The organism is Verrucomicrobiia bacterium (assembly GCA_019634625.1).
In the GTDB taxonomy this organism is placed as follows: domain Bacteria; phylum Verrucomicrobiota; class Verrucomicrobiia; order Limisphaerales; family CAIMTB01; genus CAIMTB01.
Window position 1 is genome coordinate 151,946 of record JAHCBA010000001.1, and the last position, 26,560, is coordinate 178,505.

19 protein-coding genes are annotated in these 26,560 nt (G+C 67.1%); 9 read left to right on the plus strand and 10 right to left on the minus strand.

Annotation, left to right across the window (positions count from 1 at the left end; genetic code table 11):
- The first annotated feature begins 320 nt into the window (after positions 1 to 320).
- A complete protein-coding gene (prsK, locus tag KF833_00530; protein ID MBX3743770.1) occupies positions 321 to 2,426 on the plus strand; it encodes a PEP-CTERM system histidine kinase PrsK in 2,106 nt (701 codons plus the stop codon).
- The gene (gene prsR / locus KF833_00535; protein MBX3743771.1) at positions 2,423 to 3,772 is read left to right on the plus strand and encodes a PEP-CTERM-box response regulator transcription factor; all 1,350 of its coding nucleotides are present in this window, start codon (positions 2,423 to 2,425) and stop codon (positions 3,770 to 3,772) included. The genes prsK and prsR overlap by 4 nt, the downstream gene beginning before the upstream one ends.
- 501 nt (positions 3,773 to 4,273) lie before the next feature.
- Here prsR and KF833_00540 read toward each other — a convergent pair.
- Together KF833_00540 and KF833_00545 are read right to left on the minus strand one after the other, a co-directional pair.
- The gene (locus tag KF833_00540) at positions 4,274 to 4,930 is read right to left on the minus strand and encodes a polysaccharide biosynthesis/export family protein (protein MBX3743772.1); all 657 of its coding nucleotides are present in this window, start codon (positions 4,928 to 4,930) and stop codon (positions 4,274 to 4,276) included.
- A gap of 107 nt (positions 4,931 to 5,037) precedes the next feature.
- Positions 5,038 to 7,362: a tetratricopeptide repeat protein gene (locus KF833_00545; protein ID MBX3743773.1), complete on the minus strand. Its 2,325-nt coding sequence runs from the start codon at positions 7,360 to 7,362 to the stop codon at positions 5,038 to 5,040.
- A 1,209-nt stretch (positions 7,363 to 8,571) separates the two neighbouring features.
- On the opposite strand from KF833_00545, the gene pgm reads away from it, so the two are divergent.
- From pgm to KF833_00580, 7 genes are all read left to right on the plus strand, one after another.
- Positions 8,572 to 10,227 carry a phosphoglucomutase (alpha-D-glucose-1,6-bisphosphate-dependent) gene (gene pgm, locus KF833_00550; protein MBX3743774.1) on the plus strand — a complete coding sequence of 552 codons (1,656 nt, stop codon included), beginning with the start codon at positions 8,572 to 8,574 and terminating at the stop codon, positions 10,225 to 10,227.
- Between the two features lie 71 nt (positions 10,228 to 10,298).
- Complete coding sequence (locus KF833_00555; GenBank protein ID MBX3743775.1) at positions 10,299 to 11,228, plus strand: sugar kinase; 930 nt, start codon at positions 10,299 to 10,301, stop codon at positions 11,226 to 11,228.
- Positions 11,229 to 11,541: 313 nt separating this feature from the next.
- Positions 11,542 to 12,768 carry a 2,3-bisphosphoglycerate-independent phosphoglycerate mutase gene (locus KF833_00560; GenBank protein MBX3743776.1) on the plus strand — a complete coding sequence of 409 codons (1,227 nt, stop codon included), beginning with the start codon at positions 11,542 to 11,544 and terminating at the stop codon, positions 12,766 to 12,768.
- A 9-nt stretch (positions 12,769 to 12,777) separates the two neighbouring features.
- Positions 12,778 to 13,530: a nucleotidyltransferase family protein gene (locus tag KF833_00565; protein MBX3743777.1), complete on the plus strand. Its 753-nt coding sequence runs from the start codon at positions 12,778 to 12,780 to the stop codon at positions 13,528 to 13,530.
- A gap of 360 nt (positions 13,531 to 13,890) precedes the next feature.
- Positions 13,891 to 14,292 (plus strand): hypothetical protein, encoded by a 402-nt coding sequence (locus tag KF833_00570; protein MBX3743778.1) that lies wholly within the window; start codon positions 13,891 to 13,893, stop codon positions 14,290 to 14,292.
- A gap of 73 nt (positions 14,293 to 14,365) precedes the next feature.
- On the plus strand, positions 14,366 to 14,563 hold the full coding sequence (locus KF833_00575) for a hypothetical protein (GenBank protein MBX3743779.1): 198 nt from the start codon (positions 14,366 to 14,368) through the stop codon (positions 14,561 to 14,563).
- 30 nt (positions 14,564 to 14,593) lie between these two features.
- Positions 14,594 to 16,258, plus strand: coding sequence for a S8 family peptidase (locus tag KF833_00580; protein MBX3743780.1), 1,665 nt, complete (start codon positions 14,594 to 14,596; stop codon positions 16,256 to 16,258).
- Between the two features lie 130 nt (positions 16,259 to 16,388).
- Here KF833_00580 and KF833_00585 read toward each other — a convergent pair whose 3' ends face one another.
- From KF833_00585 to KF833_00620, 8 genes are all read right to left on the minus strand, one after another.
- Entirely contained in the window at positions 16,389 to 17,138 is a 750-nt protein-coding gene (locus KF833_00585; protein MBX3743781.1) for a hypothetical protein, read from the minus strand.
- 196 nt (positions 17,139 to 17,334) lie between these two features.
- The gene (locus tag KF833_00590) at positions 17,335 to 18,015 is read right to left on the minus strand and encodes a trypsin-like serine protease (protein MBX3743782.1); all 681 of its coding nucleotides are present in this window, start codon (positions 18,013 to 18,015) and stop codon (positions 17,335 to 17,337) included.
- A gap of 205 nt (positions 18,016 to 18,220) precedes the next feature.
- Complete coding sequence (locus tag KF833_00595) at positions 18,221 to 19,504, minus strand: hypothetical protein (GenBank protein ID MBX3743783.1); 1,284 nt, start codon at positions 19,502 to 19,504, stop codon at positions 18,221 to 18,223.
- Positions 19,505 to 19,566: 62 nt separating this feature from the next.
- Entirely contained in the window at positions 19,567 to 20,133 is a 567-nt protein-coding gene (locus tag KF833_00600) for a hypothetical protein (protein ID MBX3743784.1), read from the minus strand.
- A complete protein-coding gene (locus KF833_00605) occupies positions 20,126 to 21,103 on the minus strand; it encodes an ADP-heptose--LPS heptosyltransferase (GenBank protein ID MBX3743785.1) in 978 nt (325 codons plus the stop codon). Before KF833_00605 ends, KF833_00600 begins: the two co-directional genes overlap by 8 nt.
- Positions 21,100 to 21,663 carry a hypothetical protein gene (locus KF833_00610; GenBank protein ID MBX3743786.1) on the minus strand — a complete coding sequence of 188 codons (564 nt, stop codon included), beginning with the start codon at positions 21,661 to 21,663 and terminating at the stop codon, positions 21,100 to 21,102. The genes KF833_00605 and KF833_00610 overlap by 4 nt, the downstream gene beginning before the upstream one ends.
- A gap of 25 nt (positions 21,664 to 21,688) precedes the next feature.
- The gene (locus KF833_00615; GenBank protein ID MBX3743787.1) at positions 21,689 to 25,897 is read right to left on the minus strand and encodes a serine/threonine protein kinase; all 4,209 of its coding nucleotides are present in this window, start codon (positions 25,895 to 25,897) and stop codon (positions 21,689 to 21,691) included.
- The gene (locus tag KF833_00620) at positions 25,894 to 26,472 is read right to left on the minus strand and encodes a sigma-70 family RNA polymerase sigma factor (protein MBX3743788.1); all 579 of its coding nucleotides are present in this window, start codon (positions 26,470 to 26,472) and stop codon (positions 25,894 to 25,896) included. Before KF833_00620 ends, KF833_00615 begins: the two co-directional genes overlap by 4 nt.
- Positions 26,473 to 26,560: the final 88 nt, after the last annotated feature.

Below are 26,560 nucleotides of genomic sequence, written 5' to 3' on the forward strand. Positions count from 1 at the left end.
TCCCCTCAAGCTCGGCGCCCGCGGCAACCCCGCGCGGCGCCGACGCCTTTTTCCCCATCGCCCGCCCATGTCATCCCGCCTCCGCCCTCCCCGTGCATCCCGAAGTTGTGGGGAGAGGTGCGAGGTTCGCGAAGCGTCCTCTCCGAGGGCCGGGTTCCACGAGGCCGCAAGGGTGTGGAGCGTTGGATTGAGGACTCGCTGAGCTCGTCCCTGCGATTCGCTCCCTCCTCACCCACAACTCCGGGATGCACCGCCGCCCTCCAAAATTGGCATCTCCAACTGGACGCCCTCGTTGCAGGTCGGCATGGTCCCGGTGAGGCATGGATCTCTCTTGGCTCTCGCTCGGCGCGGCCCTGTTCGCCACAGCCCTGGGCGTCGTGGTATTCCGGCGTTCTCCACGGCATCCCGCGCACTGGTCCTTCGCCATCGGGATGGCCCTCATCGCCGCCGAAACCGTCCTCGCCGCCCTCGCCCAACGCGCCCCGCACGTCCTCGAACAGGCCGAGTGGCAGCGCGTCCGCCTGACCGTCGCCGCCCTCCTTCCCATCCCCTGGCTGATCTTCAGCCGCTGCTACTCCCGCGGCGATGCCCTCACCGTCCTCGAAGGACGCACCCTGCTCCTCCTCGCCGCCGTCGTCCTGCCCCTCTCCCTGGCGGTCACCTTCCACTCCTCCCTCGTCGTCCTCCCGGAACCCGGCCTGTTCGCCGATCCCATCCCGCGCCTCGGCTGGGCCGGCATGGCCGTCCAGGTCTTTGTCCTGCTCGCCGCCGTCGGTGTCCTCACCCACCTCGAACGCACCTTCCGCGGCTCGGTCGGCGTCATGCGCTGGCGACTCAAGTACATGGTCCTCGGCGTCGCCGTCCTGTTCGGATACCGCCTCTACGCCTCCAGTCAGGCCGTCCTCTACCAGATCCCCGAGCAGACCTTCGACCGCGCCGCCACCGCCGCCCTCCTCGTCGCCTGCGTCCTCATCTCCATCGCCCTCACCCGCGGCACGGTCTTCGATGTTGATGTCTATCCCTCCCAAACCCTCCTCTACCGCTCCCTCACCGTCCTCCTCGCCGGTTCCTATCTCGTCATCGTCGGCGCCCTGTCCCATCTCGTCGGCCTGCTCGGAGGCGATTCCTCCTTCCCCGCCCAGGCCTTCCTCATCTTTGCCGGCCTCGCCGGCCTCGCCGTCCTCCTCCTCTCCGAACGCTTCCGCCAGCGTCTCCGCACCTTCGTCAGTCGTCACCTCCGCCGGCCGGTGTACGACTACCGCCAGATCTGGAGCACCTTCACCGCCCAAACCACCTCCCTCGTGGACGAGGAATCCTTCAGCCGCACCGTCGCCCGCTGGGTCTCCGACACCTTCCAGTCCCTCTCCGTCAGCGTCTGGCTCGTCGAATCCTCCGGCGATCACCTCCGCATGAGCGGCTCCACCGTCCTCGCCGACGCCGCCGCCGATGGCCTCGACCAGCCCACCGAGGAACTCGCCGAAGCCCTCGCCGCCATCGGACAACGCCACGAACCCTTCATCCTCAACCGCTCCCGCGACCGCTGGGCCGTCACCCTCGAACGCCTCCATCCCGGCGTCTTCCGCGAGGGCGGTTCCCAGGTCTGCCAGCCCCTCAACGCCGGCGGCAAACTCCTCGGCCTCCTCATCCTCGGCGACCGCGTCGCCGGGGTCCCCTTCACCACCGAGGACTTCGACCTCCTCCGCTGCATCGGCGACCAGATCGCCGCCAGCCTCCTCGGCCTCCAGCTCTCCGCCCAACTCCTTCGCGCCAAGGAAATGGAGGCCTTCCAAACCATGTCCGCGTTCTTCGTCCACGACCTCAAAAACACCGCCTCCACCCTCTCCCTCACCCTCCAGAACCTCGGACAGCACTTCAGCGACCCCGCCTTCCGCGAAGATGCCCTCCGTGCCGTCGGCAAGAGCGTCCAGCACCTCAACGGCCTCATCGCCCGCCTCTCCCGGCTCCGCCAGGAACTTCGCGTCCAGGCCGTCCCCGGCGACCTCGTCGCCATCATCGAATCCGCCCTCTCCTCCGTCGGCTCCAGCCCATCAGCCGTCGTCGAAAACAATGCCCAACCCCTCCCGCCCGTCCTCGTCGATGCCGAGCAGTTCGAGAAGGTCGTCGTCAACCTCCTCGTCAACGCACGCGAGGCCGTCGCCTCCAATGGCCATATCCGCATCGACACCCGGCGCCAGGACAACTGGGCCTGCCTCTCCGTCGCCGACAACGGCTGCGGCATGAGCCCCGAATTCCTTCACCGCTCCCTCTTCCGCCCCTTCCAAACCACCAAACGCAACGGGCTCGGCATCGGCATGTTCCACAGCCGCATGATCGTCGAAGCCCACCACGGCCGCATGGAGGTCGAATCCACCCCAGGCCACGGCACCACCGTCCGCGTCCTCCTCCCGTTCGCTCCCATCGTATGAAACCTGCCCTGCTGATCGTTGACGACGACGAGGAAATCCGTTCCCAGCTCCGCTGGGCTCTCGCCGCCGATTACGAGGTCTCCCTCGCCGCCGACCGCTCCGAAGCCGTCAAGGCCTTCCGTGAACTCCATCCCCCGGTCGTCCTCCTCGACCTCGGCCTCCCCCCCTCCCCGGCCGCCCCCACCGAAGGACTCGCCACCCTCGGCGAAATCCTCGCCGAAGATCGCCGCGCCAAGGTGGTCATCGTCAGCGGTCAGGGCGAACGCGCCAATGCCATGCAGGCCATCGGCCTCGGTGCCTGGGATTTCTTCGGCAAACCCATCGACACCTCCGAACTCCAGGCCATCCTCCGGCGCGCCTTCCAGGTCTCCCAGCTCGAACGCGATTTCCATGCCCTCCAGCAGGAGTTCCACGAGGACTCCTTCGAGGGCATCCTCGGCAACAGCCCCGGCATGCGTGAGGCCTTCCGCCTCATCCAGCGCGTCGCCACCACCGACGCCTCCGTCCTCATCCTCGGCGAAAGCGGCACCGGCAAGGAAATGGCCGCCCTCGCCATCCACCGCCGCAGCCGACGCCGCGATCACCCCTTCGTCGCCATCAACTGCGGCGCCATCCCCGAAAATCTCATCGAAAGCGAACTCTTCGGCAACGAGAAGGGCGCCTTCACCGGCGCCACCGCCCAACGCAAGGGCCGTATCGAAATGGCCGAAAAAGGCACCCTCTTCCTCGACGAAATCGGCGAACTCCCCGCCCCCCTCCAGGTCAAACTCCTCCGCTTCCTCCAGGAACAATCCATCGAACGCGTCGGTGGCCGCGAAAGTCTCCCCGTCGATGTCCGCGTCATCGCCGCCACCCACGTGGACCTCAAACAGGCCATGACCGTCGCCCGCTTCCGCGAAGACCTCTACTACCGCCTCGCCGTCGTCACCCTCCGCATGCCCGCCCTCCGCGAACGCGAAGGCGATATCGCCCTCCTCGCCCAGGCCTTCCTCCGCCGCTTCGCCGCCCACTTCGAACGGAAAGACCTCGCCTTCGACCCCGCCGCCCTCCGCCTCCTCGAACGTCACCCCTGGCCCGGCAATGTCCGGGAACTCGAAAATCGCATCAAACGCGCCGTCATCATGGCCGACGGCCGCCATGTCACCGCCGCCGACCTCGAACTCGCCAACGCCGATGCCCCCACCGGTGCCACCCTCAAGGAAGCCCGCGAACAAATGGAACGGGAAATGGTCGCCCAGGCCCTCCGCCGCAACGGAGGCAAAATCACCAGCACCGCCGCCGAACTCGGCATCAGCCGCCCCACCCTCTACGAACTCATGGAGAAACTGAACATCCAGCGGGAATAATCCCGCCCCCTTCCTTCCCCATCCCGGAGGGACAACCTCCGGAGGGACAAACGGCGGAGGGACGAGCTCCGCGAGTCCTCATCCCATCGCACCACACCCTTCCCCCCCCTCAGTCCTCGTACTCATCCCGAAGGGCGGTCCTCGCCCTCGTCCTCGTCCTCGACGCGCAGGCACACCGTTTCAGCGTCGCCTCATGGCTGGCACGTTGGGTTCGATCCTGTTCGGTCCTCCCATTCCGCATGCGAACCGGGCAGGGCGATTACGATTACGAGTACGAGTACGAGGCCTGCTGCAAAAGTCTGAGGTGCGCTGGCAGGGCGGGGACGTGGGGGGGGCAGCGGCTGGGTCGGACTCTGTTGGGTGTGCACGCTTTAGCGTGTCGGGGGCGGATTTGGGAGGCTCACGCTGAAGCGTGGACACCCAACGGTTCCTCCGATCCCACCCCTTCCGCTTCACTCCGGAGGGACGAACTCCGCGAGTCCCCAATCCCTCTCCCCGAACTCAATAAAACGAAAACCGCTCCGGCACGTGCACCACGTCCGACGGCCGCAGATAAAACTGATCCGCCTCCCGACCCCGCAGCGCTGCCTGCAAATCCAGCACGTACGTCCGCGTGCTCCCGTCGTCCCGCTGCCGTACCACCCGCACCCGTCGCAGATCCGCCCGACCCTCCACCGCCCCCCCCGCCTCCACCAGCGCCTCCATCACCGTGATCGATTGGCGGCATTGCACCCGCCCCGGACGCAGCACCGCCCCCCACACGAAAATCGGGAAACCGGACGACTCCACCGCCACCGACACCGCTTTCACCACCAACTGCGGTCCGTACACCTCGAGCACCCGCGACTCGATCTCCGCCGCCGACTTCCCGCGCACCTGCAGCGATTCCCCCAACGGCATCGCAATCGTCCCATCGGCCTGCACCTGCTGCACCGTGCTCATCGTCGGCGCCGAAGGAAAATTGATCCGTACCACATCCCCGGGCTGCACCCCCACCGCCGTGTACGGCTGACGATCCTCCGGCGAAATCGGCGTCGTCTCCGTCGTCCGGCACCCCGCCACCCCCAGAACCACCCCGAGGCACAACAGCCATCGGGCTCCCAACCGAACAAAACCCGACAGGACCCCCGACACCCCGGTACCCGGGGCCCAATTCATCCGGCATGACGCGTTCATCAAATTCCTCCGTTGTGTCTTCGGGGCGAAACCCTACGCCCCCCCTCCCCCGCCGATAAGCCCAAAGTGCGCCCGGCGCCGTCCCACCTTCACAGACCTAGTACCCGCCCCAATTCCCGTGCCGGACCGTTCCCCGGCTCCAACCGCAACACCCGCTCCACCGCCTCACGCGCCTCCCCCATCCGCCCCAACTGCACCAGCACCGTCGCCCGCGCATACGGGATCCGCGCATCCTCCGGACGCAACCGCTCCGCCTCCGCCAGCGCCCCCAGCGCCGCCTCCGCCCGTCCCGCCCCATGGTACGCAAGCCCGAGGTTGTACCAGGCCCGGTCATGCCGTGTGTCCAGCCGCACCGCCGCCTCCAACGCCGCCAGCGTCCCCCCCGCATCCCCGGTCTCGTTTCGTGCCAGTGCCAGCCGGTAATGGTTCTCCGCCTCGCCCGGTTCCAAACGCACCGTTGCCTCCACCTGCGCCAGCGCCTCCCGGGAACGCCCCACCGTGCTCAGCACCACCGCGTAGTCATGTCGCAACGCCGGCGATCCCGGATCCCACGCCACCGCCGTCGCATAGTGCCGCACCGCCTCCTCCCATCGCCCCCGGTCCATCGCCAGCGCCCCCAACTGCGCCTGCCCCGAAGGCTGGTCCGCATTCAACGCCAGCATGTGCGCCAGTTCCCCCCCCGCCCGCGTCCCCATGTCCACCTCGTCCCGCAACGCCCACGCCGCGTGAAACCGTACCCCCCGGGATGCATCCGCCAACCGATCCCGCAGCAACGCCCGCACCCCGTCGTCCCCCATCCCCACCCGCGGCGCCAATCCCTGTGCCGCCCGCGCCCGCACCAGCGGATGCTCGTGCTCCAGCTGCCCCACCAGCCCCGTGACCACCCGCGGCTGGTCAATCCACCGGTCCAGCAGCGCCATCGTCGAGGCCTTCCAGTACGGCGCCTCGGGCCCCGCCAGAATCTCCAGCAACCGCCCCACCACCGCCCCGTCCCCCGCCCGCGCCCGCGCCAACGCCTCCGTCCGTCCCCGCGCCGGCCGTTCCAACCGGCTCCCCCACCATTCCTCACTCACCGCCAGCGCCCAAGCCGCGTCACGGTCCTGATGACACCGGTTGCACGCATTCGGAATCCCGTGCCGCAACGTCATCAGCGGATCCGGAATCGTGAACCCGTGGTCGTGCCGCCAGTGCTTCTGCATGTACAGCGTCTGCGGCATGTGGCAGTCCACACACCGGCTCCCCGGCGTCCCCGGCAGATGCCGGCTGTGCCGCACCGCATCGATCACCGGCGACCCCGCGCGCGTCCCGTCGTGGCACTGCATGCACAGCGCATCGCCCGTCATCCTCGTCTTCCCCCCGTGCGGCTCGTGACAATCCATGCACGTCACCCCCGCCGCATGCATCCGGCTCCCCAAAAACGGCGCATACTCGTAATCCTCATCCCATACCTGCCCGTCCGGATAAAACACGTCCGTCCCATCCACCACCGCCAGCAGGTAATGATCCCAGAACGCATCCCCCGGCGCGAAGTCCCCCGTCAACTCCCCCCGCCGCGCATGGCACGCCGCGCAATTCTCCATCCGTTGCTCCAGCGTGAACGCCCTCAGTGTGGGATCCTTCCGGCCCGACCCCTGCCACGCCTCCTGCCACATCACGTGGTCCCGCATTGGTCCATGACACGACTCGCAACCCACCGTCCGCTCCGCCATCGTGCTCCGGTAGAGGTCCGTCTCCACCTCGTAATTCTTCCGGAACCGCGTGTTGTGGCACGTTCCACACATCGCGTTCCAATTCATGCCGCGCCCGCTCCAATGACCCCACTCGCCCGGCATCCGGTCCTCGTCCCCATACACGTTGAACCACTCCCCACCCCGCGGATCCCACGACGCCTCCAGCGTCTGCAACCGCCCCCCGGGCTCCGCCACCAGGAACTGCCGCAGCGGATCGTGCCCGATCACCCGCTCCACCCGCCGCGCCTCCCGCCGCCCGTCCGGCCCCGTCACAATCACCTCGTAGCTCCCGTCGTCCGCCACCCCCGCTTCGGTGGATTGCGTCCCATGCCGGAATGTCCGCCTGGGCTCGAACGCCGCCGCGTCCAGTTCGGCACTCGCCTCCCGCTCCGCCAACCCGTGGTGCGACCCCCGCCACGCCGCGTACGCCTCCGCATGGCAGTCCCGACACCGGTCCGAACCCGCATACCGCGCAAATACCGCCCCCTCCGCCTCCACCACCACCCCGTCCCACGGCACTTCCACCGCCGATCCTCCCCCGCCATCCCTCGCCCCAAAGCCCCACCACACCGCCAATCCCACCGCCACCAACCCCACGCCCGCCGCCACCCAACGCCACGCCCGATTCCCCACGCCCGCCCCCGGCCGGGCCCCGTCTCCACGCTTCTTCGTTCGCTTCGCCATGCATCGCGGATTCCCTTCTCCGCCCCGCAACGCTGCCCGCACCGCCACCCCATTGGCAACCGCGCGATCCCGCCTCAATCCCCCGCGGGCGCATCTCAGCTCTTTGGAACTCCCCTAAGCCCTACCTCGCGGGCACTCGTACTCAACCCGAAGGGCGGTCCTCATCCTCGTCTTCGTCCTAGTCCTCGATCCGGCAGGCACACCCCTTCGAGCGCCCCCCCACTTCTCCGCCCGAGGTTCCATCCTCCTCCCTGCAATCCGCCACCCCCACTCCATGCCCCACCGACCCTCCCAAAATCGTCGGAACTTCTGTGCATATGCACGCCATTTCCGTTCATTCGCCCCACTTCTCCGCCCGAGGTTCCATCCTCCTCCCTGCAATCCGCCACACCCACTCCATGCCCCACCGACCCTCCCAAAATCGTCGGAACTTCTGTGCATATGCACGCCGTTTCCGTTCATTCGCCCCACTTCTCCGTCCGAGCTTCCATCCCCCTCCCTGCAACCCGCCACCCCCACTCCATGCCCCATCCACCCTCCCAAAATCGTCGGAACTTCCGTGCATATGCATGCCATTTTCGTCTATTTGCCCCACTTCTCCGCCCGGGCTTCCATCCCCTCCCTGCAATCCGCCACACCCACTCCATGCCCCACCCATCCTCCCAAAATCGTCGGAACTTCCGTGCATATGCATGCCATTTTCGTCTATTTGCCCCACTTCTCCGCCCGGGCTTCCATCCCCTCCCTGCAACCCGCCACCCCCACTCCATGCCCCACCCATCCTCCCAAAATCGTCGGAACTTCTGTGCATATGCATGCCATTTTCGTCTATTTGCCCCACTTCTCCGCCCGGGCTTCCATCCCTTCCCTGCAATCCGCCACACCCACTCCATGCCCCATCCACCCTCCCAAAATCGTCGGAACTTCCGTGCATATGCACGCCATTTCCGTTCATTGGCCCCACTTGGGCGCATCTCGAGTTTTCGGAACCCGCCCAAGCCATCCCTCGTGTGTCCTCGTACTCAGCCCGAAGGACGGGACACGGACTCGTCCCCGAACCCGCAGGCACACCTTTTCGAGTGCCGCCTCATCCGTATCCATGCAGACGAGTGCGAGGCCTGCTGCAAAATGCTGAGATGCGCCCCGAGCCCATCCCCCGTTCACCGCCGCCTTGGCGCACCCCTCCCTTCCGTGCATGCTCGCGCCGCCATGCCGCTCCACCCGCTCGCCGGACAGCCCGCCCCTCGCGAGATGCTCGTCGATGTCGCCCGTCTCGAACGCGATTACCTCACCCTCCAACCCGATCCCGCCAACCCCGCCCAGGCCGTCAGCTTCGGCACCAGCGGCCACCGCGGCACCCCCGGCAAAGGCACCTTCAACGAGGCCCACATCCTCGCCATCACCCAGGCCATCGGCGAATACCGCCACGCCCACAACATCACCGGCCCCCTCTTCATGGGCATGGACACCCATGCCATCTCCGCCTCCGCCCAGCGCACCGCCCTCGAGGTCCTCGCCGCCCTGGGCGTCGAGGTCTGCCTCCAGCACGCCGGCGGATTCACCCCCACCCCCGCCATTTCCCACGCCATCCTCACCCACAATCGTGGACGCTCCTCCGGCCTCGCCGACGGCCTTATCATCACCCCCTCCCATAACCCCCCCGCCGACGGCGGCTTCAAGTACAACCCGCCCTACGGCGGTCCCGCCGACAGCGCCGTGACCGGATGGATCGAGCGGCGCGCCAACGAATGGCTCCGCCAGGGCACCGGCGGCATCCGCCGGCTCCCCTACGAGCGCGCCCTCCTCGCCCCGTCCACCCATCCCCACGACTTCATCTCCCCCTTCGTCAATGACCTCGCCCAGGTGCTGAACCTCGCCGCCGTCCGTGAGGCCCGCGTCCGTATCGGCGTCGATCCCCTCGGCGGCGCCTCCCTCCGCTACTGGGAACCCATTCAGGCCGCCTACGACCTCGCCCTCACCGTCGTCAATACCCGCGTCGATCCCCAGTTCGGATTCATGACCCTCGATCACGACGGCCAGATCCGCATGGACTGCTCCAGTCCCCACGCCATGGCCGGCCTGATCGCCCTCAAAGACCGCTTCCAGGTCGCCTTCGGAAACGATCCCGACGCCGACCGCCATGGCATCGTCACGCCGGCCGGCCTGATGAACCCCAATCACTACCTGGCCGTCGCCATTCACTACCTCATCCATCACCGCCCCCGCTGGCCCAAAAAGGCCCGCATCGGCAAGACCATCGTCAGTTCCCGCCTCATCGACCGTGTCGTCCGCTCCCTCGACCGCGAACTCCTCGAAGTCCCCGTCGGCTTCAAATGGTTCGCCCCGGGTCTCCACGATGGCTCCGTCGCCTTCGGTGGCGAGGAAAGCGCCGGTGCCTCCTTTCAACGCCTCGATGGCACGGCCTGGAGCACCGACAAGGACGGTCTCATCCTCGGTCTCCTCGCCGCCGAGATCACCGCCGTCACCGGACGCGACCCCGCCCAGCATTACCGCGAACTCACCGCCCAGTTCGGCGCCCCGCTCTACACACGCATCGACGCTCCCGTCACCCCGGAGCAGAAAGCCGCCTTCCAACGCCTCACCGCGGACTCCGTCACCGCCACCGAACTCGCCGGCGATCCCATCACCCGCAAACTCACCCACGCCCCCGGCAACCAGGCCGCCATCGGTGGCCTCAAGGTCGAGACCGAACACGGCTGGTTCGCCGCCCGCCCGTCCGGCACCGAAAACCTCTACAAGCTCTACGCCGAAAGCTTCCGCGACGAGGCTCACCTCAACGCCCTCCTCGACGAAGCCCGCCAGCTCGTCTCCCGCGTCCTCGACGCCCCGGCCCAGCCCGCCTGATTCATCCCCTCCACCTCTCCAACTTCCCGCGCACCACCGCCACCGCTCTTAACCCCTCCCACCCCCGCCCCATGCCCAAGGCCAAGTCCACCTCCGCCGCAAACCCCGTCCTCGTCGTCGGCTCCACCGCCCTCGATTCCATCAAGACGCCCAATTCCGAAAACCCGCGCCTCCTCGGCGGCTCCGCCAGTCATGCCGCCGTCGCCGCCAGCTTCTTCGCCCCCGTCCGCATGGTCGGCATCGTCGGCGACGATTTTCCCAAAAAGTACGTCTCTCTGTACCAACGCCACGGCATCGACCTCGCCGGTCTCCAGCGCCAATCGGGCGCCACCTTCCACTGGGCCGGGGAATACGAGGCCGACATGAACCGCCGCCGCACCCTGGCCACCGAACTCGGCGTCTTCGAAACCTTCTCCCCGGATCTCCCTCCCTCCTGGACCCGCTCCCCTTTCGTCCTCCTCGCCAATATCGGACCCGACCTCCAGCACCATGTCCTCGACCGCGTCGTCCGGCCCCGCTTCGTCGCCGCCGACACCATGGACCTCTGGATCAACATCGCCCGCCCCTCCCTCCTACGCCTCCTCCGCCGCCTCGACCTCTTCGTCCTCAACGACAGCGAAGTCCATGCCCTCACCGGAGAGGACAACGTCTTCGTCGCCCTCCCCAAACTCCATCGCCTCGGTCCCCGCCACCTCATCGTCAAGCTCGGTTCCCACGGCTCCGTCCTCAGCGGCCCCGCCGGCCGCTTCCTCTGCCCCGCCTACCCGCTCACCCGCGTCGTCGATCCCACCGGCGCCGGCGATTCCTTCATCGGCGCCCTCATGGGCTTCCTCGCCGCCTCCCGCGGCCCCGTCGATCGACACCTCCGCCAGGCCATGGTCCACGGCTCCGTCGTCGCCTCCTTCTGCTGCGAGGGCTTCGGACTCACCCGCACCGACCGCGTCCGCCCCGCCGACATCGCCCGCCGCGTCGCCGAACTCACCGCCATGGCCCGCTTCTAGCCGGTGCATCCCCAAGTTGTCGGTGAGGAGGCAGCCAATCGGAGGGACGAGCTCCGCGAGTCCTCATCCCAACGCACCCCATCGTTGCGGCCTCGTGGAACTCGGCCCTCCGAGGCGATGCTTCGCGAAGTTCGCGCCTCTACCCACAACTCCGGGATGCACGGGCTTCCAGCCCGAACCCGACAAACCCGTTGACGCTCGGGCCCGTCTCCAACAGCCTCGCCCTCCGGGTCGATCCCGCCCGTCCGGGCGGATTCGCGCCCGTGCCGGCCTCTCGACGCATCTCCACATGGCTACCTCCAAGTCCCCATCCCTGAATCCCCTCGACGCAATCTACGCCAACCTTCAGGTCCAAACCGGCGCGAAAATCGCCCTCGTCGTCCTGGATGGCGTCGGCGACATCGCCACCCGGGAACAAGGCTACCTGACCCCCCTCGAGGCCGCCCAAACCCCCAACCTCGACGCCCTCTCCAAGGACTCCGCCCAGGGCCGCATGATCCCCGTCGCCCCCGGCATCACCCCGGGCAGCGGCCCCGGACACCTCGCCCTCTTCGGCTACGACCCCCTCGAATTCGAGGTCGGACGCGGGGTCATCGAAGCCCTCGGCCTCGGCGTCCGCCTCCAGGGCGGCGATGTCGCCATCCGCGGCAACTTCTGCACCCTCGGCGCCGGTAATCTTGTCACCGACCGCCGCGCCGGCCGCATCCCCACCAGCCGCTGCGAGGAACTCTGCGCCATCCTCGCCCGCAAAATCCGCAAACTCGGCGACGTCGAGGTCCTCATCCATCCCGGCAAGGAACACCGCTTCGTCATCGTCCTCCGCGGTCCCGGCCTCGAAGGCCCCCTCTGCGACACCGACCCCGGCCGCGAAGGCCAGCCCATCGCCCCCGCCAAACCCCAGAGCGCCAAATCACCGAAGCAGAAGAAGACCGCCCAGGTCCTGGCCGAGTTCTACAAACAGGCCCTGCCGCTCCTCAAGAACCAGACCCCTGCCAATGGCTTCCTCCTCCGCGGCATCGCCCACCAGCCCCACATCCCCACCTTCGAGGAACGCTACGGCCTCCGCGCCGCCGCCCTCGCCGTCTATCCCATGTACAAGGGCCTCGCCCAACTCGTCGGCATGACCTGCATCGAGGGACCCCAGACCATCGCCCAGCAGTTCCAGCGCTTCGGCGAAATCCAGGACGACCACGACTTCTTCTTCATCCACTTCAAATACACCGACAAGGCCGGTGAAGACGGCAACTTCGAGGCCAAGATCCGTGCCATCGAGGAGCTCGACGCCGCCCTCCCCATCCTCCTCGAACGCAAACCCCAGGTCCTCGCCATCACCGGCGACCACTCCACCCCCTGCGCCCTTCACGGCCATTCCTGGCATCCCCAGCCCGTCCTCATTCACTCCCCCTTCTCCGGCTGGGACAAACTCGACCGCTTCACCGAAACCGGCGCCAACCTCGGCTCCCTCGGCATCTTCGAGGCCAAATACCTCATCCGCCACCTCCAGGCCCACGCCGGCATGTTCGCCAAGTTCGGCGCCTGACCCCATCCCATGAAGGCCGTCCTCCTTGCCGCCGGCAAGGGCACCCGCATGCGGGAACTCACCCAGGAGCTCCCCAAACCCATGCTCCCCGTCCAGGGTCGCCCCATCCTGGAACATATCCTCGAAGGCCTCCGCGACGCCGGCGTCCGCGAAGCCTGCCTCGTCACCGGCTGGCGCGCCGAAGTCATCGAAAATCACTTCGGCGACGGCTCCCGCCTCGGCCTCCACCTCCACTACGCCCGCCAGACCGTCCAGGACGGCACCGGCCGCGCCGCCGATGTCGCCCGCCCCTTCGTCGGCGATCATCCCTTCATCCTCACCTACGGCGACATCCTCGTCCGGCCCGACACCTACGCCCGCATGATCGCCCGCCACCGCGACACCGGCGGCGCCGGCGTCATCACCGTCACCCTCGGCCAGGATGTCGCCCTCGGCGGACTCAACCTCTTCGACCGCGACTTCTTCCTCACCCGCGTCATCGAGAAACCCTCCGCCGACCAGCTCGCCGAACTCCGCGCCTCCGGCAACCTCGCCCCCGGTGCCCCGCTCCACTACAACGCCGGCATCTACCTCTTCCCGCCCGCCCTCTTCGAATTCACCGCGCGCCTCGAAAAATCCCCCCGCGGCGAATACGAACTCACCGACGCCATCACCCTCCTCCTCGCCGCCGGCCACCGCCTCGCCGGCCTCGTCATCGAAGGCCGCTGGGTCGATGTCCGCGACCCGGAAGTCCTCGCCCGCCTCGAACGCGGCGACCTGTAGGCCTCCTCGTCCCGAAATGGCCCCAACTATCGTGCATATGCACGATAGTTGGGGCCATTGTCGTGCCGTCGCCTGAACCCAGCCGCCAGCCGCCGGCAGGCTGCCGTCCCCGCTCCACGCCGCCCGGATCGCTCCCCCCACACACACACAGAAAATGCCCTCGGTCTGGCCTCCACACTCCCCTGTCCCCGCCCACCCCGGTTCTGCGCCTTAGCCAGATGGACGACCCCAATGCGGTGGACGGAAAAGGCTGCACCAGCACAACCCAGCCCAGTCACCCGCGGCGGCGGTCCAGGTGCCGAATCCCCCAGGGTTCACACCGTCCGCAAACACAAAACAAACCAGAATAGGAATCCCAAAATGACCACTCACACCACTGTCAACCAGGAACTTCATAGGGAACTGGACGCCATCGTCGAGGAGTTCGGCCTCGACATCCCCTCCGAGGAGTCCAACGACGCCCTTGCCAGTCTCAACGCTGAACTCAAGGGCACCGAGTTCGCCGCCAGCCCCAACGAATCCCTGGGTGCGCTCGGCCTGGGGGATGATCCTTCCTTCGAACCCCTCATCTTCAATGTCATCAAAAACCGGGCGAAGAAGCTCATCGAAAAGCTCATCGCGCTCGCAAAGAAGTACAAGAACTGCCCCAAGTGCATCGCCTACGTGACCGCCGCGGTCGCCGCGTTCAAGACGGGCAACTTCCTCTCGGCACTCGCCGCGGGTGCCAAGGCCGTGAGCTGCTTCCGAGGCTGCGCAAAGTGATGTCCCCTGGAGACCCGCCGATCCCTTCGGCGGGTCTCCTCCCTCTTTCTCTCTATCTTCATCAAGATCTGTCATGTCACCCGCCCCAACTGTCTCCCCAAACGCATCCATCGAGGACCAGATCCGTTACCTCGATGATTTCCTCCGCGAAATCGGCGCCGACTCCGGTCAGGCTCCCAACCTCCTGCCCCCCCCAAGCCCCGCGCTCCTTCGCGCCCGCGCCTCCCTCATCGAGGTCCGCCAGACCATCGCCGCCGAAACCGACCTCTGATTCGTCCCCAACCCCAACCCCTTCCTTCCCATGCCCAAAATCCCCAGCCGCCCCGAACGTTATATCATCCGCATCCCCCAGATCCGCGCCCTGTCAGGCCCGACCCCGGATCTCAATGCCGTCGCCCGGGAGATCGAGGACCTGATGACCTCCTCAGCCCCCCTCGCCGCAACCGGATCACCCGCGGCAACACCCCCGGTCATCGAGCGCCTCGAACGGACAGGCGAGGGCCTCCACGCCCTGTCGGCGCTCCTCGATGACGATGCCTACAACGCCCTCCAGGCCCGGCATCGCAACAGCCTCCTTATCGAACGCGACGATGAACTGCTCCCCCAGGACCAGTTCGCCACCCTTCACGACACCCGAACCCTGCCCCCCGAGAATCATTTCCAGACCGTCAAGGGCACCGACTTCCGGTTCAAGGTCACGGACGCAGCCCACCAGCCGGTGGCCCGGGTCCTGGTCGAACTCGTCGGCTCCCGCCGCAGCGCACGGGACGTGTCGGATGCCCGTGGCCAGGTGACCCTGACCCTCTTCTCCGAAACCCCGGAAACCCTCCGCCGCCTGATTGTCAAACCGCCCGACCGCTTCTGGGGAATCGATGTCGAACGTCCCGCCCTCACCCCCGCACCCGTCGGCGACAACCCCATCGTCCTCGATCCCCTGGAGGACCTCGACCGTCAGGTCTCCACCTGGGGCCTCCAAATCATGGGCCTCGACCACGCTCCAGCCCAACCCGCCACTCACCCGGTCCGCGTGGCCATCATCGATTCCGGGCTATCGGCCCAGCATCCGGATCTCGAGGCGGCAGGCGGACATGATTTCAATGCCGGCGCCGATCCCGCAAAAACCTGGAAGCAGGACGACAGCGGACACGGAACCCATGTCTCCGGTGTGTGCGGTGCCTTGAACAACCAGATCGGCATCGTAGGGGCCGCCGCTCCAGGAGTGCAGATCTTCGGACTCAAAGTCTTCCCCGACGCCCGGGTCTCCAAACTGGTGCGCGCCCTCGACTGGTGTATCGACAACCGCGTGGACATCGTCAACCTCTCCCTCGGAACCACGGCTTTCAATCAGACCTTCCAAGAAGCCGTCGCCCGGGCGCGCTCCGCCGGACTGGTGCTGGTCGCCGCTGCCGGCAACTCCTCCGGCGACGTCCTCTATCCCGCCCGCTTCAACGAGGTCGTCGCCGTCGCCGCCCTCGGAAAAGCCGACGCCTTCCCGGCAACCTCCCCGCACCGGCACTACATCGGACCACACCAGTCCGGAAATCTCTTCGTCGCCGACTTCACCTGCACCGGCGATGAGATCGACTTCATCGCCCCGGGCGTCGCCGTCGTCTCAACCGTCCCCGGAGGAAGCTATGCCGCCTGGGATGGCACCTCCATGGCCTGCCCCTTCATCACCGGCTTCCTTGCCCGCCTCCTCCAAACGGACCCGCACCTCGCCAGCCTGCCCCGCGACGCCTCAAGAGTCTCCCGGCTCGTCGATCGGGCCAAATCCCTCGCCCGCTATCTCGACTTTCCCCCCACCACCCAGGGCGCCGGTCTCCCAGTCTGGCCGGCCAATGCCTCCCCGGAACCCCACCCCGATTCCGAAACCAAACGCGAGATCCTCCGGCACCTCGACCGCGTCCTCTTCCTGCTCGATCAACGCCTCGGCGAGTCGCCCGACCCCGCCCGCCTTTCCACCTGAACCCCACCCGATCCCCGACCGCATCCCGCCGCGCCAGGGAGGCAGGATGCGGTCGGTTCGTTTCCCCCCCGAATCGCCCCCCCCATTGGCCGCCTGTTTCCACTCCCGGCTTCGCCCGTCCCTCCCGACGTCACCCGGTCACAACCCCGGGCTCTCCACCTGGCATCGGTCCCCCAGGCGACCCGAACAGCCCCGGCGGCGCCCGCCGCGGCTCGGTATCCACCCGCACGCCCGATCGAAACCGCCCCAACCCTCCGCCGTTCTGCCGGATCGCCTCCCCAAGGAAGTAGTCGTCTCCAAAATGAACCAGCCGACGGTCCGGCCAGTCCAGCAGCCGGATCCACGCGCTGCGAATCGCCCAGAACCCGCCCAGCACGAAATCAATCCGCCCCACACATCCCGGCCGGTCCGGCGGCAGCAGCGGCATGCCCCGGTACCAGGGCGCCTCCTCAATCCAGCGCCGCCCCGCCTCGTCCACTCCAACCGACGCCGGGATCCCCAGAATCACCGCACCGGGCTGCGCCGCCACGGCAATCTCCAAGGACGCAAGCCAGTCCGCCCGGAACGGAAACGAGTCGTCATCGAACCAGATCGTCCACTCGGTCTCGATTCCAGGCTCGCGAAAGAGCCGCCGCATCGTCGCCGCCTTCCCGGGATTCCCATCCATCCCCAGCCGCCGAATCATGCGGCCCTCCGACATCGCCCTCGCCACAATCCCCTCCGTCCGAACCCCGCACGCATTCATCCCCACCCGCAGCGGAATCCCCTGCCCGCATCGCCTCCACTGCCGGAAAAACCGCTCCGCAATCCGCGGATGTTCCCCATACACCAGCACACAGGCCGTCGCCGATAGCCTCCCGTTCACCTTAGCCGTATCCATGCAGTAAGGAGGAAAGCGATGGCGCCGCAGAGTTTCGGGCAGGACGAGGAGTGAGCGAGGTGCGTCTCGGAACCGGGATACCTAACGAGCGAACGACGAAGCTCTTGCCCGAAAAGTCCAAGCCAGCGCCCCCGACCTTGTTGCATGGTTACGGCTTGGTTCCCTCCCACTCCGGCCCCCGCATCCCACCCGCCCCTCAGGGAGCGTATCGCTGTCGGATGGCATCCAACCAATCGATGAGGCCCTTGTTCAACCGGAGCGCCACCAGATGCGGATTGGCCGACACCGGCTCGTTGATCGACCGCCGCACATACATGGCCACGAGCTTGTTCTCCTCGGCTTTGCCCATGAACACCGGCGAGCCGCTGTCCCCAAACGCGATGCACCTGCCCTGCTCCTGCTTGCTGACATCGCACTCGCATGCCTTGAAGACATACTCCCGCTCCGCATCGTGCCCGTGGATCGCCGGCTCCTGATCCTTCGAGCTGTAAGTCACCTCCCGCCATTTGCGCCGATGGCCATTCTTACCCTGGCTTTCGCCGGAACTGTCACTGAATCCCGCGATCCTCAGATCCCGGAATTCGTCGTGGGCTTCGAGTGTCGCACAATTCCTCAGATCAAACGCCCGCTGCGCCAGTTGCCCCCGTACGGAACCCTTCTCATTCCCCCACTGCCCCTCGTCGAACTGGAGCATCAGCAACCGCACATCGAAGCCATGCCCCCTGCCAGCCTTCGGATGATCGATGATCCGTCGAACCCGGAAAATCCGCTCCGAATCAGACACGCCCTTCAATCCCGGAAGATGAACGCGGTCCCCCATCACCAGTTCCGACCGCGGCCCATGCGCAACGGTCAGGACCGCGCATTCATGAATCAAAATCCCGGTGGACCACCACTCGTAAGCCCTATCGCCGCCACCGGCGGCCCCTGCGTCGCTCCCGGCAGAGGCTTCTTTGGAGTTGGAACCGGGCGCCTTGGCCGCACCGATCCTGCAACAGTAGCGTGGGAAATACGCCCCATCTTCGCCGCATTCATTGGCAAGAATTGAGTTGTACATGGATTGAATCAGGTGGGATCAACAGTCACTTCCAAAGTGTCACCCCCAGCACGAAGGGCGAGGCGCAGGACCCGGGGTCCGCCCGCAGGGTGAAGCCCTCCATCTCACGGCCCCTTCCCGACGCGCCGATCCGGATCTCGGTGGCGTACAAAACGCCCGGACCGTCCCCCACACGTCCGGTCCAGACCACCCGGGCTTCCCCGGACACCGGCGAATCCCTCCAGCAGCCGGTGTCGCGCCCGTACATCAGCGGCCTCCGAATGGGTGCGGCCTCCCCGCGCACGCGCAGAACGCATTCCCCCGCAATCTCTCCAGGCCGCCCCCGACAGGCGGTGGCATGAAGCACAACCATCCGGCCCGCCGTCCGTCCCCCCAGCGACAGTTCCCGGCTCTCCAGGGGATAAGCCTGACCCAGAAAACCCTCCCCCTTCTCGAACTCCTGCCAGGTCGCCACCGTCCCGCCCGTGGTCTGGATCATCCTTCGGGCATCGAACGGATCCGGAGTCAGTCCCGCACCGCACCGGGTCTCCCGCAGAAACCCATCCAGGGTCAGTCCGTCCGGCAGCCCGTCCATCCAGGGCAAATCCGGATTCGCATTGGCCGCTCCTTCGAGATCCACACAGCCCGCCGGCAACCCCTCGGGCCTCGGCAGATCCGTTTGCCCAGGCGCCCCGGAATGCCGGGACAGCAGCCACGGCATCGTGTAGGGCTCCGGGCGTATGTCCGGAAAGGTGTACTCCCAGTACCGGCCGCTCAGATAGCCGCGTCCATCCACCCCGAGATTCAACACCGTATCCCCGTGCCGCCGGCATCGCAGCATCGGCACCCGGCCGCCCATCGCCGTCCGGGTCAGGGCCACCTTCCACTCCCGCATCTCCATGTCCGGCAGTTCCCCGAGAATCGCCCGATCCACCCGATCCGCGCTGAACTCATAGTTGTAATTCGATTCCGGGTTGTAGGTGCTCGACGAATGGAGATCCCCCTCGGGAGCGAACAGATAGGTCCCGCTTCGCTCCGCCAGGGGACAAACCCACGCCCTCGGATAGGCCAGCAATCGCTCGACCCGCAACGCCCCCAGGTCGGCCGGCCATTCCTCCGCCCCGTGCGCCCGCTGCCAGCGCCGCACCGCGTCACGCAATATTCCCATCCGTCGAAAACACTCCCGCATGTCCGCCTCCCCGCTCTCGCCAGTCGCCCGCCATGCCCCCGCCAGCGCCAACCCCATCCATCCCGCCCGCCGGAGAAATGCCCGGCGCCCCAGACGTCCCTGGCGCCAGTCCGGAGATGCAAAGGGGACGGAGTATCTCATGGTTGGGATCGTCGCTGAGGAAACCCGGCGTGGACCAGGCATCCCCCAAGCCGCGGCACCCTTCATCCGCTTCCCGGCGGATTCGTCGAATTGCGGGACTCCGACTGCCCCGGCGTCTCGAGGCTGAACGCGCGGCTCCGCACCAACACCTCGGTGATGTACCCGTCCACCGTGATGGCAGGCTGAATCCACGTGTACGGATCCCTCATCTCAGCCCCCCACTTGATCCTCAGATCCGCGTAATTCCGGACCGCCATGTCGTACAGTCTCCTCGCTTCGCTCGCGTCCAGTCCGTTGGCCCTTCCCACTCGGTAGTGGTAGAGACCCGTGTTGAGCCGGTCCATCGCGTTCACAATGTCCCAGACAAAATCCGGAAACTCACTGCCCGCCATCTCATGCTCGCCGGACTCCGGAAACCGAACCGGTCCGCCCGACACACTCAGCGGCGGCGGATGGGGCCTCGTCAGCGGGTATTCCTCAGTGGGCATCGCATCCGGATTCCACTGATTCGTGCCGGCCGACGCCTCCCGAGGGGTTTCGGCGTGCGACCGCTGCTCAACCTGCTCCGCCCCCTTCGCCTGGTCTGGACCGCTGCCCGCTGGGGATTTCGTCTTCGCAACTTTACTCATGATAGATGGTAATGGGTTGAACCTGTCGCGCAGGAAGGTGGGCTCGCACGGATTGAATGACCATCGGCGCCTCAATGCTCGCCATGCAACGGGGCAATCCCACCCCGGCATCGAAATCCAGACACAGCCTCTCCGGATCGTCGTTGCAGTCTCCGTCCCCAAGGGGCACCGACCGCCTCTTCCAGCACCCTCCCGAGGCGCAGCAGGGCAGGGTGCCGACGGTGTGCAGATAGCGGTGCCAGGGATACGCCTCCCAGTGCGCCGGCTCCCTCGCGCCGGCCACCACCACACAGGGCCGCTCACCCCGCCGGTCCGGAGGCTGCGGCACCGCCGCCGCCAGGTGCATCAACGACGTCACCGGACACACCACCCCGCGACTGTGATACACCAGCCGAACCAGCTCTCTCAGCGTCGTCCGCCCACGCATGTCCACCACGCCCTCCAGCCGTGGATGATAATGATGCGCCTCCCCCACCTGGACGAACACCACCTCGTCCCGCAGCCGATTCACCACCTCCTGCCACCGCCGGCGGTGCCACCACTTGATCGTGAAGTCATACTTCCCCCCCGCCGCGATGATCCAGTACGGACGCCTGTCCCCATGCACCTCCTCGACGGGACCAGGGTCCGTCATCTCACTCTTGGAAAGATGGATGTCACCCCGGAACGCGGTCGGATGCAGCGAGACTCCCAGCTCCCCGCCAAGATGCTGCACGAAACCGTGCAGGAAATGCCAGGGCTCGCTGTTGGCCCTGTCAATGAGCGGATACCGGCACTCAATGTGGCGCACCTCCGGGTCGTCGCTCCGCAACGGCGTCAACCAGGGATTGTATCGCCACAGATCCGGACACGATGTGCGGACATCCGTCACAAACCGCCCCGGATGGCATCGATGCAAATCCCGCACCGCAGCCGTGAGCATGACGATGTCCCCGGGCGACAGAGAACACTTCAGGATCAGCTTCGTCATCCCCCGCCTCCCCCCGGTCGCGGCCCCGATCCCGCGCCCGTAGTCGCGCAGCCCATCCGATTCAGATCCGCCAGGATCTCCTCCCTCGGTATGCCCGGAATCGACGCCACCTTCGCCAGCAGCCCCGCATCCGGCAGCGCCACCTTGACGCACGCCTCCTGCTCGCTGTGCCGCCGGTGGTTCTCGACAACCCGCTTCCGGGCATACCGGAACACGAGATCCACCGCCTGGTTGCCGCGCATCACCGGCTCCGCATCGAACCCCACCGGGGCACAGCGGTCCTCGAGCCGGTCCCGAAACTCAATCGCCCGGTGCAGGGCCGCCACCAGGACCGCCTCGGCCCCGGGACCCGCAGCCCCCGCGCGACACTCCTCCAACGCCCGATGCAGCCGGTTGAGGCGGTAGTAGGCCGCCAGAAACTCGATCTGCTGCCGCCCGTCAGCATCGCTCGTGTCCGCCGCAGGCCAGGCGCCGCCGTCGCACGCCGGCATCGCCCCTGGATCCGCCGGCCCGCCGCCCCCCCGCGGATCCGTCACGAATTCCTCGAATGTGTCCGCCATGAGCATCGATTCCGTCGCCCTGCCTTTAATGCGTCGTTTCCGTGTCCAGAGGGACACCCGACTTCATCCCCGCATATTCCACGCCCGCCCACGACGGCAGGCAGTTCTCCTCCCCCAGCAGTCTCAGGATCATCCCGACATCCCAAACCCGCAGTTGCCCGTCTTCGCCAATCGCCCCCAGCCAGCGATCCCCTCCTGCAAACCGCAGCCGCTCAAACCTCGAAAACGCCCCCGCCCCCAATAACACCACCGGCCTTAGTCGAGGTGACTCCTCCACCCTGAAGTGTCCCAGGACTATTCCTCCCGAACTCAGCGCGCCGGCCGCCACCACCCCCGTCCGCTGGACCGCCAGTTCCATCAGCGAATCCTCCCCCCATTCCCCATCCACCCGCACGGCCGGGTTCGCCCCGATAACATCCACCACCAGCACCTCCCCTCCACCGCTCACCACACACCAACGGTTCCCGACAAACGCCACACGGCGCCCGCTTCCGGGGAGTGCCGCCGCAACCCGGTCCCCCCACCCCGCACCCCAGACCCGCAGCCCCTCATCCACCCAGGCAATCCTCCCCCCATCCCCCGACATCGCCAGATCCTCCACCCCGCCCCCTCCCGGACGTTCCATCTCCACGACCTCCCCACCCCCAAGCTCAGCCCATTGGATCCGGCCCCTGCGCACCATCGCAGCCCGGCTCTTTCCCACGTTCAACACAATGCGGGCCGGTGCCTCCTCTGGATCCACCTCCCTGAATGCGCGGCTCAATGGCAGAGCGCCCCGGTTCAGGGTTCCTCCATCCCAGACCAGACCGAGATCCCCGAACCGCGAGGACGCCACCAGGCTTGTCGGCGTCAGGAACCGTACCCCGCGACTCATGGCAGCCGTTCCCGATGCCGCATGCTCGCGCCGGTTCCCATCAAACACCGTCACACCCCCCGAACCCGCACAGGCCACCAGGATTCCGTCAGGTGCCACGTCAAAATCCTCGATCCGGCCCAGCCGCTGGCTGGCGAAGGCGCGGGTGACCGGACTCGGAACGCGGCGGAGCGCCCCGACGCCGCCATCCTCCCGATGAATCACGAGGTCGTCTCCCCGCCGCCCCAGGGCCACAGGACGGGAACCGCGGGTGACGGCGACCGACGGGCGCCCGGTCAGCACATCGAAACAGTACACACCGCCGGCCTCATCCGCCGCCACGAGATAGCCGTCGCGGGGAAAGCGTGCGAGAAGCTCCCACTGCCTCGGATGCCCCGCCTCGCTGTCACCCTTCGCCGGATACCGGGCCAGCGGTCGATCCACCCGGACCGCACGTTGTCCCCCCTCCTCGATGCCCCAGGCGTACAGGTACGCATCCGCAGCGGCAGCAATCATCCGGTTCGATGCGGTCCATATCGCCTTCCGCACCGGTGCCGGGTGATACGCGCATACCGCGATCCGGCCGACACTCAACTCCCACACCAGCAGTTCCAGCGAATGGAGGCTCCACTGGGCCAGAAGCCGGTCGTCCGGACTGAACGCCAGGCCTGTGGGCGGACGGGATCGCACACCGGAATCGTCGCCCGCCAGAATTCCGCTCACAGCCCAATCCGGGGCCGCCCGCAGTTCAACCCCGCCTTCGTTCCAGCCGTCCGCAAGACCCACCGCGAGTATATCCCCCCGCGTGTTCCACCCCAACGAAAGTGGCGGACCCCCGAGGGCGATCCGGGCCTCCTCGGTCCCGTCGCTCCCATTCAGGAGAATGACCTGCCGCCGCCACCCGACCGCCGCACGCGCCGCCATCGGCGCCAGCGCCAGCACCGCGGGCTGCTCCAATTCCACCTCGCTCCGCCACAGCCGCCTCCCGTCCAGCCCGTCGATCAAGTCCACCCCGCCCCCCGCCACCTGTCGCAGCAGGAATCTCGAACTCCCCTCAAGCACCGCCTGCAGCCCCCGCCCGTCCAACGCCAAACCCTTCCCCTCCTCAATCGACCAGTCCTCCAACTCAAGAACCCGCACATAGGCATCCGCCATCCGTCGCCGCTCGTCGTCCGACCGGGCCTCCACCCGCGCAAGGACGCTCCGAACCGATTCAATACGGTTCGGCGCCTCACTCGTCGCCAATCGTGCCAGTTCGTTGAGCTGGCTCGACTGGGCGTTGATCCGGGCTTCGCTCTCCGCCGCCGACGCAGCCCGCGCCCGATCCACGGCGTACCACCCGAACCACGCCAGCAGGGCCACCACCCCGCTCGCCAGCACCGCCGTCAGCGCAACCCCCCGCCGGTAGGCCGCCCGCTCGCGCGCCGCAATCTCCGCCCGGCGCCGTTGCTCCCCCGCCTGCCTGGCTTCCAGCGCCCGCAGGCTCGCCGCCAGCTCGCCCGCACTGGCCCACCGCCGGCCCGGCGTTCCCGCCAGACACCGGTTCAAATCCTCCCGAAGCAGCGGATCCTCGATCCGCATGGGCCAGTCCGCCGGGTCCAGAGCGGCCTTGAGATTGCCCACCAGCAACTGCCACAACACCACCCCCAGACTGTAGATGTCCGACCGCGCCGTCGCCGCCCCCCCTTCCAACACCTCGGGCGCCAGATAAAGCATGGTCCCCGACAACTCCGACCTCGATATCCCCGACAAGGTGCGCGTGAACCCGGGCCGCCCCTCCGCCGACGCGATCTCATCCAAAACCACCTGCCCGATCCCGAAATCCGCAATCAGTACATGAACCTCCGCTCCCCCCGAACCCCCAGCCCCCTGATCCCGCACCAGCAGGTTCCCCGGCTTGATGTCCCGGTGCAGGATCCCCGCGTCGTGCGCCGCCTCCAAGGCCTCCGCCGCCTGCGCCACAATCTCGATCCGCGTCCGCAATGGCACTCCTCCCAACCCGTCCGGTCGCTCCGCACACCACGTCTCCAAATCCCGCGCATCCTCCCCCTCCATCATCAAATACCATGGCGGCTCATCCAGGGAAACCTCGTGAAGCTGCACGAAATGCGGGTGACGCCCGATCCGCTCCTTCAGCAGCCGGTACAGCGTATACTCCCGCCTCAACGTTCGCACCTTCGCCTCGCTGGCGCAGAACTTGAACACCCGACGCTGACCCAGCCGCTCATGCTGCCCCAGCCACACCTCCCCGGTGCCACCATCCCCCAGCGGTTCGATCAAACGCCATTCGGTCCCGGGTACCATGGCACCCGCGGCAGGCACCCATGCCGGCACAGGCCTCGCCGGTAGCCCGTAGCTCCCCGACACCCGGGCCATCGCCCGACCCAACGAGGCCACCGAGTAAAATCGATCCGCCGGATCCCGCCGAACCGCCCGCGCCACCAGCAAATCCAGCTCTTCAGGACAATCCGGCAACACATCCTTCAACCGTGGCATCGGCGCGGTCAGGACCGCCTGCCGAACCGCCGCCAGTCGGGTCCCCGGCGGAAACTCGAACAGCCGCCGCCCCGACAGAATCTCGAACAGCACCGCACCCAACGCATACACGTCCACGCTCTGCGACCGCCGGAAATCCGTGTCCAGCCCAAGATGCTGCTCCGGCGCCGCATAGTGGGGCGTTCCCGAGAAATGAGCCGGATCCCCCGCGCTGGTCATCCCCAAAAACCGCGCAATCCCAAAGTCCAGAATCACCGGCCGCTCATCCGAACCCACCAGGATGTTCGCCGGCTTCAGGTCCCGATGAACAATGTGACGGTCGTGGGCCGCCTGGACCGCCTCACACACCGCCACCATCACCTCCAGTTTCCGCTTCCGATCGTCGCCAACAGCCCCCGCCCAGCGGTCAAGCGCCTGCCCATCCACCAGTTCCATCGCAAAATACGGCAGCGGCCCGCGAACCGGATCCTCATGATATCCCGCATCGAACACCCGCACGATCCCAGGATGTCTCAACCGCCCCAGAAGCCGGACCTCATCGAGCGAACGCTCCAGGGATTGGGCCGAAACCACCGCCGGATGCAGGATCTTCAGCGCCACATCCCGCTCGATCGTCCGCTGCGTCGCCCGCCACACCGCACCCATCCCCCCGTTGCCGATCTTCTCCACCAGCGTGTAGCCCCCACCCACCACCGCGCCAGGCCCAAGCCCGTTCTGGATCGGAGGCAGACCGTGCCATACCCCCACCAGCGTCAATACCGACGGCGGTTCCCCCGCAGCAGCCAGTTCCTCAAGCCGCACCAACGCCTCTTCCGCCGACAACGCCCCCAACTGCTCCGCCAACTCCTCCACCCGCCGCCAGTGCCCTTCCGTCGGAATCCTCATGCCTCACCCATCCTCGAGGCCGCCTCCAGCATTTTCCGCAGCAACACCCTCGCCTTCTTCAAATCGCGGTCCACCGTCTTCTCGCTCACCTCCTGAAACTGCGCCATCTCCGCAACCGTGTACCCGAAGTAGTAGTGCTGACGCAGGATCCCCGCGAGCCGCGCATCCTGCTCGCCCAGGCGGGTCAGCGCCTCCTCCAGCATCAGGACCCGCTCCGGCTTCTCCTCCGCCGCGGCCGGCAGATCCCGAAACACATCCTCGTCCGGTGGCAGGTATAGCACCTTGCTCCGACCCTTCGCCCGCCGCCGCCGCGCATGGTCCACCAGCGCATTGCGCATGGCGACCGACATCGCCGCCATGAAATGCCCGCGGTTCTCCCACCGCACATCCTCCCACGCCTCCTCCTTCAACTTCGCCCGCCGCAACGCCGTCATCGCCAGCGCCGTCGGCGTGTAGGTGTGGTTGCGGGATTCAAATGCCAGCAGTCGCGCCGCGACCATCCGCAATTCCCCGATCAAGTCCCGCAGATCGTCCACCGTGACGCATTCGCCCGCCGCCTGCCCGGATGGCTCCATAGGGTTCTCGTGATCGTTGGAGGCAATCTCGCTCCGTTGCTGCCGCAGCGGCCTTCCATCCCGACACCACCCCCATGAACGCCTCCCA